The organism is Alkalimonas sp. NCh-2 (assembly GCF_039631345.1).
In the GTDB taxonomy this organism is placed as follows: domain Bacteria; phylum Pseudomonadota; class Gammaproteobacteria; order Enterobacterales; family Alteromonadaceae; genus Alkalimonas; species Alkalimonas mucilaginosa.
Genome location: NZ_JBDIUV010000004.1, coordinates 153,500 through 168,930 on the forward strand (window position 1 = coordinate 153,500; position 15,431 = coordinate 168,930).

The 15,431-nt window shown below is 52.4% G+C and carries 13 protein-coding genes and 1 pseudogene; 12 read left to right on the forward strand and 2 right to left on the reverse strand.

The window, feature by feature from the left end; genetic code table 11:
• Nucleotides 1–5 precede the first annotated feature (5 nt).
• From gspH to ABC502_RS12185, 7 genes are read left to right on the forward strand one after another with little or no spacing between them, the layout of a single operon-like run.
• Nucleotides 6–596 carry a type II secretion system minor pseudopilin GspH gene (gene gspH / locus ABC502_RS12155; protein ID WP_330088728.1) on the forward strand — a complete coding sequence of 197 codons (591 nt, stop codon included), beginning with the start codon at nucleotides 6–8 and terminating at the stop codon, nucleotides 594–596.
• Nucleotides 593–964 (forward strand): type II secretion system minor pseudopilin GspI, encoded by a 372-nt coding sequence (gene gspI / locus ABC502_RS12160; protein WP_330088727.1) that lies wholly within the window; start codon nucleotides 593–595, stop codon nucleotides 962–964. Before gspH ends, gspI begins: the two co-directional genes overlap by 4 nt.
• A complete protein-coding gene (gene gspJ, locus ABC502_RS12165) occupies nucleotides 954–1,607 on the forward strand; it encodes a type II secretion system minor pseudopilin GspJ (protein ID WP_330088726.1) in 654 nt (217 codons plus the stop codon). Before gspI ends, gspJ begins: the two co-directional genes overlap by 11 nt.
• A complete protein-coding gene (gene gspK, locus ABC502_RS12170; RefSeq protein WP_330088725.1) occupies nucleotides 1,604–2,596 on the forward strand; it encodes a type II secretion system minor pseudopilin GspK in 993 nt (330 codons plus the stop codon). Before gspJ ends, gspK begins: the two co-directional genes overlap by 4 nt.
• On the forward strand, nucleotides 2,593–3,783 hold the full coding sequence (gene gspL / locus ABC502_RS12175; protein WP_330088724.1) for a type II secretion system protein GspL: 1,191 nt from the start codon (nucleotides 2,593–2,595) through the stop codon (nucleotides 3,781–3,783). The genes gspK and gspL overlap by 4 nt, the downstream gene beginning before the upstream one ends.
• Nucleotides 3,780–4,262, forward strand: a complete 483-nt coding sequence (locus ABC502_RS12180) for a type II secretion system protein M (RefSeq protein WP_330088723.1) — start codon at nucleotides 3,780–3,782, stop codon at nucleotides 4,260–4,262. Before gspL ends, ABC502_RS12180 begins: the two co-directional genes overlap by 4 nt.
• A 4-nt stretch (nucleotides 4,263–4,266) precedes the next feature.
• The gene (locus tag ABC502_RS12185; protein ID WP_330088722.1) at nucleotides 4,267–5,010 is read left to right on the forward strand and encodes a type II secretion system protein N; all 744 of its coding nucleotides are present in this window, start codon (nucleotides 4,267–4,269) and stop codon (nucleotides 5,008–5,010) included.
• A gap of 1,102 nt (nucleotides 5,011–6,112) precedes the next feature.
• On the opposite strand, the gene ABC502_RS12190 is transcribed toward ABC502_RS12185, so the two are convergent.
• A complete protein-coding gene (locus ABC502_RS12190) occupies nucleotides 6,113–7,135 on the reverse strand; it encodes an IS110 family transposase (RefSeq protein WP_345916062.1) in 1,023 nt (340 codons plus the stop codon).
• Nucleotides 7,136–7,311: 176 nt separating this feature from the next.
• On the opposite strand from ABC502_RS12190, the pseudogene ABC502_RS12195 reads away from it, so the two are divergent.
• A pseudogene (locus ABC502_RS12195) lies at nucleotides 7,312–8,349 on the forward strand (IS630 family transposase).
• Nucleotides 8,350–8,562: 213 nt separating this feature from the next.
• The gene (locus tag ABC502_RS12200; RefSeq protein ID WP_345916063.1) at nucleotides 8,563–9,696 is read left to right on the forward strand and encodes an alanine--glyoxylate aminotransferase family protein; all 1,134 of its coding nucleotides are present in this window, start codon (nucleotides 8,563–8,565) and stop codon (nucleotides 9,694–9,696) included.
• A 143-nt stretch (nucleotides 9,697–9,839) separates the two neighbouring features.
• Here the strand turns inward: ABC502_RS12200 and ABC502_RS12205 are convergent, their stop codons facing one another.
• Nucleotides 9,840–12,179, reverse strand: coding sequence for a TonB-dependent receptor (locus ABC502_RS12205; RefSeq protein WP_330088720.1), 2,340 nt, complete (start codon nucleotides 12,177–12,179; stop codon nucleotides 9,840–9,842).
• A 331-nt stretch (nucleotides 12,180–12,510) separates the two neighbouring features.
• On the opposite strand from ABC502_RS12205, the gene ABC502_RS12210 reads away from it, so the two are divergent.
• The 3 genes from ABC502_RS12210 (at nucleotide 12,511) to ABC502_RS12220 (ending at nucleotide 15,364) form a co-directional block, all read left to right on the forward strand.
• Nucleotides 12,511–13,665: a glycerophosphodiester phosphodiesterase family protein gene (locus ABC502_RS12210; protein WP_345916146.1), complete on the forward strand. Its 1,155-nt coding sequence runs from the start codon at nucleotides 12,511–12,513 to the stop codon at nucleotides 13,663–13,665.
• 147 nt (nucleotides 13,666–13,812) lie between these two features.
• On the forward strand, nucleotides 13,813–14,604 hold the full coding sequence (gene cysE, locus ABC502_RS12215; protein ID WP_345916064.1) for a serine O-acetyltransferase: 792 nt from the start codon (nucleotides 13,813–13,815) through the stop codon (nucleotides 14,602–14,604).
• Nucleotides 14,605–14,893: 289 nt separating this feature from the next.
• Nucleotides 14,894–15,364: a Dps family protein gene (locus ABC502_RS12220; protein ID WP_330088718.1), complete on the forward strand. Its 471-nt coding sequence runs from the start codon at nucleotides 14,894–14,896 to the stop codon at nucleotides 15,362–15,364.
• Nucleotides 15,365–15,431 lie beyond the last annotated feature (67 nt).

Here is a 15,431-nt window from a genome sequence, read left to right on the forward strand (position 1 = left end):
AGCCGATGATGCCGTCACAACGCTACAGCCAGGGGCTTACCCTGTTGGAAGTTATCTTGGTGCTGTTATTATCTGGCTTGCTGGTCAGTGCTGTGGTGGTAAATTTTTCCTGGGATAGCCGGGATGATCAACTGGAAAAAGAGGCGTACCGTTTTCAGCAGCTGTTTCATTATGCTGCTGAAACGGCATTGATGCGCCAGCAGGAGTGGGGGGTACAGATTACCCCCAGTGGCTATCAGTTTTTGGTGTACCTGCCAGAGGAGGATATCTGGCAGCCGGCCGACACGCCGGCATCACTGGGCTGGCATGATCTGGCACCGCATCAGCAACTGAAACTTGAGCTGGAAGGCTTGCCCTGGCAGGAAGATAGTTTGCTGGGCTCCCTGAATTGGGACTCTGATCGGCTGGAGCATATGCAAACGGATGATGAGGAAGCCGCGGTGTTGCCGCATATTTTTATTTTATCGTCCGGTGAAATTACCCCTTTTGAACTGGTACTGCAGGATGAAAGCCAGCGGCCTTACTGGTACGTGCAAATCCGCGGGGAGTTTAGTATACCGATCCAGCGTTCTGAGGTTGGGAGCAGCTTACCATGATGCGTCGCGGCTTTACCCTGATTGAGGTGCTGTTTGCGCTGGCGATTTTTGCCACGGCCGGCCTGGCGGTGATGCGCACTGTGACTGAACATATCCGCTCAATAGCCATGCTGGAGGACGCCACTTTTGCCAGCTATGTCGCTTCCAATCAGTTGGTATTGCTGCAATTGGAAACCGATTGGCCGCCGGCAGAGCAGAGCCGGGGTGAGGTGGAAATGGCGAACCGGCTCTGGCAATGGCAGCAGCGTATTAGTCAGGTCGAAGATGATGATTTACGCCAGGTGGAGCTGAGCGTGAGCCTGGCAGAGCAGCCGGATGAAACACTGTACCGGTTGATTACCTTTATCGGGCGGCCGCATGCCAACTAGCTGCGCAGTCGCTTGCCGGAAAGGAAACAGCGCTGGCTTTACCTTTATTGAAATGCTGCTGGCCATCGCGATTTTTGCTATGGTCGGGATGGCATCTTTCGCAGTACTCAATAGTGTGACAACCGGCGACCGCTTGTCGCGACAGGCCGCGGAGCGTTTGCAAAAAGTACAATTTGCTTTGATGGTGCTGGAGCGCGATCTGATGCAAATCAGCAGCCGCCATATTCGCATACAGGGCGAAGCGCCGCGCAAAGAGCGCTTGCTGGGCGGACGTTTCCTGCTGGAAAGTGACGCCGATGCGATAGCGTTTAGCCAGCACGGTTGGCGCAACCCTGGCATGATTTTACCGCGCAGTGAGTTGCAATCGCTCGGTTACCGCTTGCAAGAAGAGCAATTGCAACGGCTGTACACCCTGTACCCGGATGCCGTTACCGGTACCGAACCGAGAGTGCAGGTGTTGTTGGCTGACATTACTGAGCTGGAGTTTCGCTACCTGGTTGGCGAGCGCTGGGAAGAGCGTTGGGCGGACTCGCTCTGGCCTGCGGCAGTTCGGGTGCGCTTGCTGCACGCCGAGCTGGGGGAAATAGAGCGGGTGATTCTGTTGCCGGACGGCAATGTGCAGCCGGCGGAGACCATCCGATGAACGATCTGCAACGACAGCAAGGCGTAGCCCTGATCATCGTGCTGTTGATTGTGGCCATTGCTGTGGTGATTGCGACATCGATGAGCGGCCGCTTGCAGCTGAATTTGCAGCGGCAGCTGAATATGCAGCAGCAGCAGCAAGCGTTTTGGTACGCTATGGGGGCAGAAGCTTTTGCCCGTCAGGTGCTGCGCCGCTCTTTACAAGGGCAGGAAACCAGCCACTTGGGGCAGGACTGGGCCCTGCAGGGGGCGCAATTGCCGGTACCGGATGGTACCATCAGTGGAGTGATCACGGATCTGCGTAGTTGCTTTAATCTGAATGCGCTTTATCAGGCGCCGGCTGCGGCCGGGCAGGTACAGACCGAAGCAACGGTTGAACAACAAAGCTTTCAGCGTTTGCTGGAGTTGGTGGCAGCAGATTTGTCGATGCCCGCTGAATACCTTATGGCGCGGGTTGCCGACTGGCTGGATGACGATAGCTTATTGCGCACAGCTGGCAGTGCCGAAGATGACGATTATGCGGCTTTGCCTTTTCCGTACTATACCGGCAACACCCTGATGGGGTCGGTCACAGAGCTGCGGGCCATTTTGGATGTGACACCGGATGATTACAAATTGCTCGAACCCTATGTGTGTGTGATCCCGGATGAGCAACAGCTGCGCATCAATGTGAATACGCTAACCGAGGAAACGGCGGTGTTGTTAAGTGCCATTATTGCCGAATTGGATCCTTCAGCGGCGCTGGAGCTTATTGCCAGTCGTCCCGACAATGGTTTTAGCAGTATTGACGAGTTTTGGGGCTCAGGCCCCCTGGCTGGTATTGAAGTGGAAGAAAGTATTAAAGAGCTGGTGACGGTCCAGTCGGACTATTATCGATTAACAGCCCGAATTGGCTATCAGGAGACTGGCATGCAGATGCAATCAATCCTCAAAGTGCAGGATGGTAAAGGTGTGACTGTGCTGGCCCGGCGTTTAGGAGGTGCAGGATGAGTGAACAATTGCTGATCCGTCTTGGCAGCCGGGCTGAGCAAGCCGTCAGCTGGTTGGTATGGTCCGCCCCGGCGCAGGAGATCATTGCCTCCGGCGACCTGCCGTCGGCCTATGCCTTAGCACAACTGGCCGAGCGGCTGGGCCCCCGTCCGGTACTGGTCCTGGTGCCTGCGGCCGATGTGGTGCTCAAAGAGGTGGCTCTGCCGGCCAAGCCCAGTCGGCAGATCCTGCAGGCCTTGCCTTATATGCTGGAAGATGATGTCACCGAAGACATTGAACAGCTGTGGTTGGCGCTCGGTGCAGTGCGTAAAGACGACGCGCAGTATCTGCAGCAAGTGGCGCTTTGCAAAAAAGCTCAGCTTGAACAATGGCTCAGCTGGCTGACCGAGGCAGGTTTTCAACCACGCCAGTTGGTGCCGGATGCGTTGTTGCTCCCGACGGAGTCGTTGCCAGCCGCCATTGAGCTAAACGGCAGCTGGTTGCTGCGCCAGGGCGATTGGCAGGCGACCAGCATTGAGCAGGATTGGTGGCCGGATTATCTGGAACTGGCGGCTTTGCCAGAACTTACCAGCTACAGCCCATGGCCAGGCTACATTGCCCAACCACATCAACTGGCTGAGCCAGAGTTGCCGTTGGCACTGCTCGCCCGGCAAGCACAGCAGCCAGTGCTTAATTTGCTGCAGGGTGAATACGCGCCCAAGCGAACCATCAACAGAAGCTGGCAACTGTGGCGGCCCGCTGCTGTGCTGGCTGGTATTAGCCTGACCTTGTATCTGACCCTGACGGCCGTGGAAGGCTGGCGCTATGGTCAGCAAGCAAGAGCCCTGCAACAACAGGCGGTGCAAACCTATCAGGCGGCTTTCCCCGGAGAGTCGGTGGTAAATTTACGCACTTTGGTGCAGCGCAAACTGCAGCAAGCTGGCTTGTCGCAGCAAGAGCAGCACTTTTTAGCCTTGTTGCTGGATTTGCAGAACAACCTGGCCAGCGTAACGGATATGCAATTGGATAATCTGCGCTTCGATGCCAGGCGTACCGAGCTGCGTTTTCAGGCCAAAGCCGAAGGGTTTCAAAGTTTTGAGCGACTAAAAAACCAGTTGGAACAAGCCGGCTATCAGGTCGATCAAGGGGCTTTGAGCAACGATGGCAGCAAGGTTCAGGGCACGGTTAGTATGAGGAAAGCAGCATGAAGCAGCAACTGCAGCAGCAATTTCAGCAATGGTGGGGGGGGCTGCAGCAACGTGAGCAACGGCTGATGCTGGCGTGCGGCATTGCTGTGCTGGTGTTTGTATTTTATTACCTGATCTGGCAGCCGGTGCATCAAAGCAAAGCGCGCAATCTACTGGCGTTGCAGCAGGCCGAACAGCAATTGGACTGGTTGCACTCGGTGATGCCACAGTTGCAACAGGCCGGTGGCTCGGTGGAACGCAGCAGCGGCAGCTTGTCGCAGGTGCTGACAACCAGTGCCCGTCAGCATGGTATTCGCGTCAGCCGGATGCAGCCGCAAAATCAGCAAATGCAGCTGGTGCTGGACGATGTGAGCTTCGAACAATTGGTTAGCTGGTTGCATGCACTGCACTATCAGCACGGTTTGCAACTGGTGAATCTGGATGTCAGCGCGGCCAACCAGCCGGGCATGGTGCAGGTGCGACGAATTTTGGTTGAATAAGGTTATGTCGATAAAGAAACTGCTGGTCGTGGGTGTAGTGAGTTATTTGTTGTGCCTGCTGGTGTTAACCCCTGCCAGTTGGTGGCTTAAGCTGGCACCGCTGCCAGCCGGGCTAAAGTTAGGGCCAGTGCAGGGTACTGCCTGGCAAGGCCGGATTCAGGTACTATCGTATCAGGGCCTGGAGCTACGGCAAGTGCAGTGGCAACTGAGCCCCTGGCGCTTACTGACCGGCCGGCTGGCAGTGCAATTGCAAGCCGGTGAGCTGGCAGAGCTGGACCAGGCTTATATCAAAGGCCAGTTGCGCTATGGTTTCAGTGGTTTGCAGTTGCAAGATACGCTGTTGCGCTACCCGGTGCGTGAACTTGCGCCTATGCTGCGTTTGCCACTGCCGGTTGGGGCCGACGGCACCCTGATGCTGGATATCGAACAGTACCAGCAGGGTGCTCCCTGGTGCAAAACCCTGAGCGGCCAGGCCAGCTGGCAAGAAGCACGGTTGCAACCGCCGACCGGCTGGATTGATCTGCAGCATATTTTTGCCAGCCTGGCCTGCGATGATGGTGACTTGGTGCTGATCACCGATGGCCAAAATCCATTGGGACTGGATGTGACTGCCAGGCTGCAAGCGGCAGGACGTTTCTCGGTGGATGGTACCTTAAAACCCGATGCCTCGATGCCGGAAGAAGTGCACCAGGCGATGCAGTTTGTTGGTGCCCCCGATGCCGAAGGCCGGTTTCGGATCCGGTTTTAGTGACTTACCTAAGTGACTTTTAATGGTTGATTAATTCTGGCTATTGAGCAGTAGTTTTGTTGCAATATGATCTTACCAAGTTTGAGTATAGAGTTGGAAACAATACATATAATTAAAAATGAGATTATGATGTCGCCTTTATTTTTTACGGTAGCATAAAGTATTTTATTTTTTTTTGCTTGTGTTAATATTGCGCATTCATTAATGTGCGAGGTGTTAATTATGAGGTTTTCAATATTAATTTGTTTTCTTATGATGTATAGCTTCGGAGTTAATTCAGCTCCAACAGCTTCATTGAATCTGTATGAGGTTAGGATAGGTGGCTCCGTGAACGGATTAATGGTAAGGCACCATCCATCAGCTGCAAAAATTAATCCTGCTGGTTGCACACGAAATGATTTTTATGTTTTGCTTAGGACTAACGCGAGATATAGTGAGATTCGTGAGTTATTGCAATCGACATTATCCCAAGCTCCAAACCATAGGAATCATGTACAGTTTGAATTAGGTAGTAGTTGTTCTCAAGGATATCCTGTGATTGAAGGTATATCGATCACAAAGCCGACCTCTTGGCCATCTTAAACCAGAGTTTAGCGGGATGATGAAATTTTGGTAGTCATTGTAGTGCAATGACATAATGACATCGCAGGTATCCTTTCTAAATTCAGCCGGAAAGGGTATCTGCTTTGTAAGGTTCGGATGTCATTGTCGTTGATACGCTGTAGAGGGAAACTCTGGGGAGCTGCTACGAATCCATATTATGCTAGGTTTTTAAGATTAATTGATAGTGCTTTCTAATGGTTTAAATTCGTTAAGGTAATGCTTGATACCTTTAGCTACGAGAGCATTCATCATACTAGACGAATACAGCTTGCTAAATAACTTATATGGACACCTCGTGGCGTCAACCTTTTTGTTTCGAATAAGTTATAACTGACAAAATAGTTGCAAACATATATCCGGCTTCAATGAGCCCTGATGAAAATCCGCACTTCCCGTCCTCATTAGTTCCAAGGCTTTTTCAGCCAAGTTATTTACCAGGTTTTCGGGAAGTCGGTTCTACCTGTCAGAACATCAACTTACATTAACAACTCAATAAATTTTACACTGTTTTGTAGGCTTCGCCCGTTTTGACAATAGCCCATGCCATACGAGCATTTTTGTTTGCCAACGCAACAATTGCTTTGTTTACACCATTTTGGGTGATCAATTTTTTTAACCAACTTTGAAGTCGATCACATTGTTCCAATGGTAACTTTGAAACCCTATAGACCACAGCTCTGGCACCATGGATAAGCAATCCCCGTAAATATGAATCACCGCGTTTTGTGATCCCTAAAAGCCGAACTTTGCCCCCACTGCTGCGCTCCTTTGGCACAAGGCCAAGATAACTTGAAAAATGTCGACCATTTTTAAAACAAGTACCGTCGCCAAGCTCGATCCCAAGCACTGACGCGCTCAGTAGCCCCACACCTGGGATAGTCAATAACTTTTGTGCTGTTTCGCTGATGCTATTCAACTGTGTGATCTGAGATGATAGTTTTTTGACCTTCAAATCGATATCTTTAAATTCAAGATAGAGCTCTTGCAGCAGCTCGCGAAAAATGGGCGACAACCCATTGCTGCCATCCTCAAGCTCGTCGAGGATCTCACTGAGCATTTTGTGCTTTCCTTCAGATAAGGCCAAACCGTACTCAGCAGCTAAACCATGTATTTGATTGATAATAGCAGTGCGGTTTTTGACAAGTCGCTGGCGTACGCGATGCAAACATTGTCGGTCTTGCTGTTCAATTTTTTTAATTGGCACAAACCGCATATCAGGTCTGCTAAAAGCTTCACTAATGGCAATCGCATCATTTTTATCGTTTTTATTTCCAATACGAAATCGTGCCACATACTGCGGACTGATTTGTCTGACCTCGTGACCGAATTGAGCAAATTGGTTACACCAATAATTAGCTGTTCCACAGGCTTCCATAACGATGATGCTTTCTGGCTGATTAGCAATGAATGCGAGAAGTTTGTTTCTGGTAAGCACTTTGTTTAAGGCCGGACAATTATCACTTGTTGGAATGTGTATTTGAAAAACTCGTTTTGCCAGATCAATTGCGATAACTTGTTTCATTGGACACCTCTTCAATTGCAGATGAGTAACACCCTAAGCATGGCTGAATATAGTCATTTGAACGAGGTGTCCATTTCATTAGTTCCAAACAGTAGATCACTTAACGAAAGGAACTCAATGAGGTTTGCACGATCAGATCGGTCGCCAAACTAATAAGCCACACAAACGCATTGAGTATTAACAAAATAGCATTTTTGAACGGCGCTGAAACTTGTCAATTGAAGATAATTATTCATAAGACAAGAGATAAAGACCTTCGCCGTAGAGCAACAGCAGTGTTGGTGGTGCTAAAAGGTAAAGCGAAATCTGATGTCGCATGACTACTTCAAGTAGGACGATCATCGGTTATTGGCTGGGTTAGGGGTATGAGTAGGCAGGTATTGAGGGCTTAATAAGCAAGCGCACCGGTCGCCGTCAATATAGCCGAAGGGACTGTTTATTGATATACTGAAGTTGCTGATTGAACGCAAACCCAGGGCATGGTTACCAGCGTTCGGAGTGGAGTACAGAGCTGTTAGGTCTGGTGATAAAACGAGCTCTTGGCCTGATGGTTCACGGCTCAATGATACGCCGCTTACTGCCTAAGACCGGCATTGTCTGACGTGGAGCTGCTCCAATATTGCGGATTAAAGATCCTGCAAAAGCTGAGAAAATGGCAGTTATTTATGAGGCATGGACTAACTACAGCGTCGATCATCCGGTATTGTATGAAGTGGAAGTGGATATCCATTTGAACCCAAAAAATCGGGGCGGACTGGGACTATAAAGGAAAGCAGCGCTTAGTAGTAACGCCAGGCCAAAACAAAAAGCACTATCTGGCGGGTGCCCTGCATAGCAAGACAGGCCAGATTAGCTATGTCGGTTCCACGAGTAAAAGCTCTGAGCTGTTTATCAGCTTGATGGAAAAGTTAAAGCGGCAATACCGGCGAGCAAAAACCATTACACCAGTGGTGGATCACTACATAATCCATAAGAGTAAAAAAACAGAGGCGTGGCTGCGAAAGAATACAAAGTTTGTACTGTTGTTCCTGCCGGTCTACAGCCCCTAGGTTAACAAAACCGAAAAGCTCTGGCATGACTTACACGAGACTATCACGCGGAATGATTGTTGCAAAACGATGGACTCACTATTGGATCAGGTAGTGCATTTTATGGACAACGCTGCGCCATTCCCCGATGGAGGTCATGGGTTGCAGCGGGTGTATCAGAGTTAGGTTCAGTTATTTAGATTTTATCTGTGCTCTTTTCTACCGCTTCACTTGCTTTGGGGTAATTCAGTTCAAATGGTATGACTTTATGACACACTTACCTTTGAAAACGTCATGATCATTTCAGCAATGAATGCCCGCTATCAAGCGCAATCAGCAGCGAAATGAAGCGGGCTTTGCTAGGCTAGGGGTTTTCCGCTTTTGTTGCAGGAGACTCTGATGATCCCAGCCCCCCAATTCTTGTCTTTTACCCCGCCGCGCCGCATCTTGATGGGGCCTGGTCCGTCCGATGTGTATCCCGAGGTATTGGCTGCCCAGGCCAGGCCGACCGTTGGCCATTTGGATCCATTGTTTATTGGCATGATGGATGAGCTGCGCAGCCTGCTGCAGTATGCTTTTCAAACCGAAAACCCGATGACGCTGGCCGTTTCTGCACCGGGCTCTGCCGGTATGGAAACCTGCTTTGTAAACTTGCTGGAGCCGGGTGATACGGTGCTGGTATGCCGTAATGGTGTGTTCGGTGAGCGCATGCGGCAAAATGTCGAACGCTGCGGTGCCAGCGCCATTGTGCTGGATTTTCCCTGGGGCGAGCCGGTGGATCCCGCCGTGGTGGAGCAGGCATTAAAAAAGCACCCGCAGGTGCACTTTCTGGCTTTTGTCCACGCCGAAACTTCAACCGGTGCGCTGTCGGATGCGCAGGCGCTCTGTGCTTTGGCGCAGCGTTTTGATTGTTTGTCCATTGTTGATGCGGTGACCTCGCTGGGCGGGGTGGAACTTAGAGTAGACGCCTGGGGCATTGATGCGATTTATTCCGGCAGCCAGAAGTGCTTGTCCTGCGTACCGGGTTTATCACCGGTGTCCTTTTCCCCACGCGCGGTAGCGCGGATGCAAAACCGCACGCAGCCGGTGCAGAGCTGGTTTTTGGATCAAAGCCTGGTGATGGGCTACTGGAGCGGTAGTGCTAAACGCAGTTACCACCACACCGCCCCGGTCAATGCGCTTTATGCGTTGCACGAAAGCCTGCGCCTGCTTGCCAGCGAAGGGCTGGAGCACGCCTGGCAGCGCCATGCCGCCATGCATCAGGAGCTGAAAACCGGGTTGGAGGCGCTGGGGCTGAACTTTGTGGTCGATGAAGCTCACCGCTTGCCCCAACTGAACTCGGTGTGGATCCCGGCCGGAGTCAATGACGCCGAAGTGCGCAGCCGCTTGCTGCAGGATTACAATCTGGAAATTGGCGCAGGTTTGGGCGATTTAGCCGGCAAAGCCTGGCGCATCGGCCTGATGGGCTATGGCGCAAGGCGGGAAACTATTGCACTTTGCTTAAAAGCGCTGTCGGATGTGCTGAGTGAATAAGCGGTGTGATTGAGACATTGCAGCAGCAGAGGTGACCCCGCAAGTAGATACTTAGCCTAATGCTGTATCAACATAGCAAGCTGGGCCAGCAACAAGCGCACAAGGGGTAACTTGTGCGCTTGTGTTTCGCTATAGCAGGACGATTAGAAGCTTAAACTAACGGTAAAGCTGGCAGTGCGGCCAGCGCCAATCAGGTAAGCGCCTTCACTGCCACCGGTGATGTAGCTTTTGTCGGTCAGGTTGTTCAGCACAAAAGCCAGGTCCACGCCTTGGAATAAACCGCCGTTGCCAAGCGATTTTTCATAACCAAGGTAGGCATTGTAAATGGTGTGGCCGGAAATGCTGTCGCGGTTCCAAACCTCACTGCCAGCAGCGTTGAAGCTGTGTTTGGCAGCACCGTAGTAACTGCCGGTGTACTTGCCGCTAAAACCTGCCCGGTAGTTACCGTCGTGGTAGTTCAGCGCCACCGACAGCATCTGCTCCGGAATACCGGCAATCTTATCGCCTTTGCGGTAGTCTTGCACCAACACTGGCTCACCAGCCGGGTTTACTTTACTGGTCAGTACATCTTCCGAATACTCGGCCTTATTCAGCGTCAGGGAACTGGTCAGGCTGAGGTTCTGGCTTAAGCGCCAGCTCAGGCTGCTTTCCAGACCGCGGGCACGGACACCTCCGACGTTGTCAAAATTACCATCCCCGGCTGCCAGATAATTCGGAGTACCATCTTCTGCTGTCGCGTAGCGCAGCAGCACCACCCGGTCATTGAAACGGACATTGTAGAGTGCGGTAGAGATGCTGAAGGTATCACCAAAGTAACGCAACCCAAGATCCATATTGGTGGCAGTTTCCGGACGCAAGTCCTGTAAATCTGCCGCTTTCTGGCTTTCCAAAATACTGTCGGCAATGGCTTTGAAGTTTTTTGAATAACCGGCGAACACTTCCAGCCGGTCCGTCAAACCATACACCAGGCCAGCGCTGGGTAACCAGGAGGAGTCGCTGTCCAGGCTGTCTTTACCCCGGCCATTGAGGTTATCGGTACGGCTGATATCCACCAGGTACTTTTGCAGGCCAAGCGTCAGCTGCAAATCACCAAAGGTCATGTGATCCTGCAGGTAAAACTTGGCGACTTTGTGGCGGTAATCATCATCAAAGTGCACCCAGTACGGGCGTTCATCAAAGTGGTGGTAGACTTGTGGGTCAATGACTTCATGCCAGTCTCGGGTTTGATTGCGCTGCTGCGATTCCAGCCAGAGACCGGTACGCAGCCGGTGGGTGCCGAGCTCCCAGCTCAGGTTGGCGGTCGCGCCATAACGGCTTTTGTCGTAGTGGGTATGACGGTACGATGACACCCGTTTCGCACCGGGCTGGTCGTTATTGCCATCCAGGATCGGATTACCGGCACTGTCGACATGGGTGTAGGTGGTTTGGCTGGCACCACTGCCTCGTGCAATGCGATTGCCATTGGCATCGGCGGCAAACACCTGATAAGGCGGCAGCCAGTCACCGCGGCCATTTTGCAGGTGCAGGTAAGGGGTGATATCCAGCTCCAATGCATCGGTCAGATAAAATTCGCCTTTGAGATAAAACAGGGTGTTCTCCCGCAGCGTCGACCAGGCCTCGGCAAAGTTTTGATCGATATCCGGATCGCCGGTCCAGACGTTGGTCAGGCCATCCCAGCGTGGGGTTTTGTTAAAGTGCGCCAGTGAAACCGGTTGGTAGTTGTCCTCATGGGCGTCGTTGTAGGACAAACGAGCAGTGAAGCGGCTATCAGTAAGTTCGGTGACACTTTTAAATTCAACATGCAAACGATCGGCATGGCCATTGCTGCCAGATAACATCCAGCGGTTATTAAAGCTGTCGGACACGCTGAAATAGGCACTGGTATGGCCAAACAGCTCACCGGTATCGAAACGTGCAAAGTAACGGCGGGCATTGTGGCTGCCGGTGGTGTAAGCAAAGCGGGCACCACGCTCCAGCTCCGGGTTGGCCGAGACAAAATTGATGGTGCCACCCAGCGCATCCAGTGAGGCAGAAGCAATATCGGCACTGCCCTGGCCTACTTCAACAAAACGGGTATTTTCAATATCCAGAAAACGGTTGGCTTTGCTGCCACCGGCATAGGCCGAGCCACCATTCGGGATGCCATCAATGGTGATGCCAAGCTGCTGATCGGCCCGGTCAATCACAAAACCGCGCATACTGATGGTGGTGGTGTAGTCATCACCACCAAAGGCATCGCCCTGGCCGACATTGATACCCGGCAGATGGTCAATCAAATCCATCACATTGCCTATCGGTGCCTGTTGGTTTTTCATGCTGTCATCGGTACTGTTGTTGGCATAGCTGACCCGTTTTCCCAGTACGGAAATGACTTCCATCGCTTCGTCTTGTGCTGTTTGCTGCATTTCACCGGCATAAGCGGTGGCGGATGTTAAAGCGGCGATAATCGCCAGGCTAAGGCGTTTGGTTTTAAAATACTGCACGAGGCTCTCCGTCTGAACATGAATTGTGTTTGTGGTTATCATTATTTTGTGGTCGGATCAGATCCCGACGGCGGAGCAGTATGGCGGCTGAAGATGACGGTTTTGTGAATTGTGCGGAATACTTTTTACTTTAGATTATCATGAATTGTTATAGTGTAACTTTTTGTCTGCAGTGTCATCCGATTGTCATTTTTGTTGGTCAGACTGCGCGATTTAAGCTAAAGCGGAGAGAGGCATGATGAGCAAGCGATGGGATCCAGGCTGGGGTTTGGGGTTGATTCTTTGGCTGTTGCTGGGTTGCCAGCAACTGGTCGCTCAACCAGAACAGAGGATGGAGTGGGTTGAGCTGGGGCCCCGGCCGGCATACCTGGTAGCGCAGTTGCCTGACGGGGCATTGAAGCAACAGTTACAGCACTGTCAGGGGCCTTTTCAACCGCATGATTTTTCCATTGGCCATCGTGGTGCGCCGCTGATGTTTCCGGAGCATACCGAGGCGTCCTACCGGGCCGCTGCACAAATGGGGGCTGGCATTTTAGAATGCGATGTCACCTTTACCCGCGATCGGCAACTGGTGTGTCGCCATGCCCAGTGTGATTTGCACCAGACCACCGATATTTTAGTGCGCCCGGAGCTGGCAGCGCGTTGCAGCGAGCCTTTTAGTCCGGCCGATGCGGCAACTGGTCAGCAAGCCAGTGCCCGCTGCTGTACCAGTGATATCGATTTGGCGGAGTATTTAACGCTGTGCGGCAAAATGGATGGGGTTAACCCCGCTGCAACGACGGCACAGCAGTATCTGCAAGGCACTGCAGACTGGCGCACCGATCTGTATGCCGGTTCCTGTCCGGCGGTGTTGTCGCATCAGCAAAGTATTGCATTGTTTCAGCAACTGGGCCGAAAAATGACGCCGGAACTCAAAGCCGCCGAAGTGCCGATGCCGTTTCAGGGGCAGTACAGCCAGCAGCAGTATGCCCAACAGTTAGTGAATGAGTACAAAGCCGCCGGCGTACCGCCGGAGCAGGTGTTTTTGCAATCGTTCGACTGGCAGGACATTCTGTATTGGCTGCAGGCAGAGCCTGAATACGCCAGGCAAGCAGTCTGGCTGGATGGCCGCTATGAAGACCCGGCCTTTGATCCGATGCAGCCTGACAGCTGGCAACCCGCTATGGCAGAGCTTAAAGCCGCTGGGCTGAACATTATCGCGCCCCCGCTGTGGGTGCTGGTGACCAGTGAAAACGGGCAGATCCGGCCCTCGGCTTATGCCAAAGCGGCGCGCGCTGCCGGGCTGGAGATCATCAGCTGGACGCTGGAGCGTTCCGGCCGGCTGGATGAAGGCGGCGGCTGGTACTATCAGAGCATTGCGGATCTCACCACCGATGACAGCGTCGCCTTGCAACTGTTGCATGTGTTGGCGCAGGAGGTCGGTGTCATCGGCGTGTTCTCCGATTGGCCGGCTACCACCACCTTGTATGCCAATTGCATGCTGTAGGGTTGTAGATGGCAGAGATAAATAGATGTCTGGATGTCTTTTTATAGCTGAACCATTGCCAGTTTGTCGCGGATCCGGTATCGTATCAGCCCTAAAAGCCGCTGCCAGTCTGGGTTGGCAGCGGTTGCAACACAACGAGGCAAGCGTATGCGGCATGAGATCTGGCAACAGTTAAAACAGGAAGCTTTTGAGCTGGTTACCAAAGAGCCTTTGCTCGCCAGTCATGTCTATTCCAGTGTGCTGAATCACGATTGCCTGGGTTCGGCGCTTAGTTTTATTGTCGCCAACAAGTTGTCCGATGCGGTGGTGTCTGCTTTTACCATCCGGGAGCTGTTCGATCAGGCCTTTGTCAATTGCGACGAGATGCTGACCCATGTCGCTCATGATATCAAAGCGGTGTTGGACCGTGATCCGGCAGCCGACACCTACCTCAATGTGCTGTTGCATTTAAAAGGCTTCCACGCCATTCAAACCCACCGGCTGGCGCATTGCTTATGGCGGCAAAATCGCAAAGAGCTGGCGCGCTTTCTGCAAAGCCGCTGCTCGGAAGTGTTTGGTGTCGATATCCACCCGGCCTGCCGCATTGGCCACGGCCTGATGTTCGACCATGCCACCGGCATTGTGATCGGGGAGACGGCCGAAATTGGCAACAATGTGTCGATTCTGCAGGGCGTCACCTTAGGCGGTACCGGCAATCAGCAAGGCGATCGCCACCCAAAAATCCGTCCTGGCGTGATGATAGGGGCGGGTGCCAAGATCCTTGGCAATATTGAAATTGGCGAAGGCGCCCGTATTGGTGCCGGCTCGGTGGTGTTGGATGCGGTCCCGCCGCATACCACCGCAGTCGGGGTGCCTGCTAAAATCATTGGCAGCAGTTGCGAGTGCCCGGCCGAGTCGATGGATCAGAACTTTTTGCACAGTACCGCCATTTCAAAATAGCAGCACAGCGTTCTGTGGCATACACCCCATCGGCCAGTATCTGGTGATTTACCAGCAACTCCCCGACCACAGCATTTCTATCATCCGTATGCACCATGGACATGAGGATTGGTTTAGCCAGGCATGCTGAGCTGTTGTTCCTACTGGCGTTTCTAACGGCCTTTCAAGCTGAGTTATGACCTGAGTCATGGCCTAAATGCTTTCGAAATGCTAGGCTAATCAGCAAACCAGTGCCATGCCGGCGCCAGGCCGGCATGGCTAATTCCCCCAATCTGAAGGAGAATGCCTTATGACACAAATGGATATCGGTATCACCAAGGCGGATCGTGAGACCATTGCCGAGAGCCTGAAACACCTGCTGGCGGATACCTACACCCTGTATTTGCAAACCCACAACTTTCACTGGAATGTCACTGGTCCACAGTTTCGTGAACTGCACCTGATGTTTGAAGAGCACTACACCGAGCTGGCGGTTGCGGTGGATGATATCGCCGAGCGTATTCGTACGCTGGATGTCGCTGCGCCTGGTACTTACAAAGAGTTTGTCCGTTTAAGCAACATCAAAGAAGTGGATGGAGTACCGGCTGCCAAAGAGATGGTTGCTCTTTTGACTCAAGGCCATGAGACCATAGTACGTACCTGCCGTGAGGTATTAAAACATGCTCAGGCCGGGGATGATGAATCCACCGCTGCGCTGGCTTCCGATCGGATGCGGGTGCATGAAAAAACCGCCTGGATGTTGCGGGTGCTGAATAAATAAGCCAGCAGCGCTGCAGCTGCCGTTGCCGCCGCTGATTTTGGCTATACTCCAACTAGCCAGGTCAGCA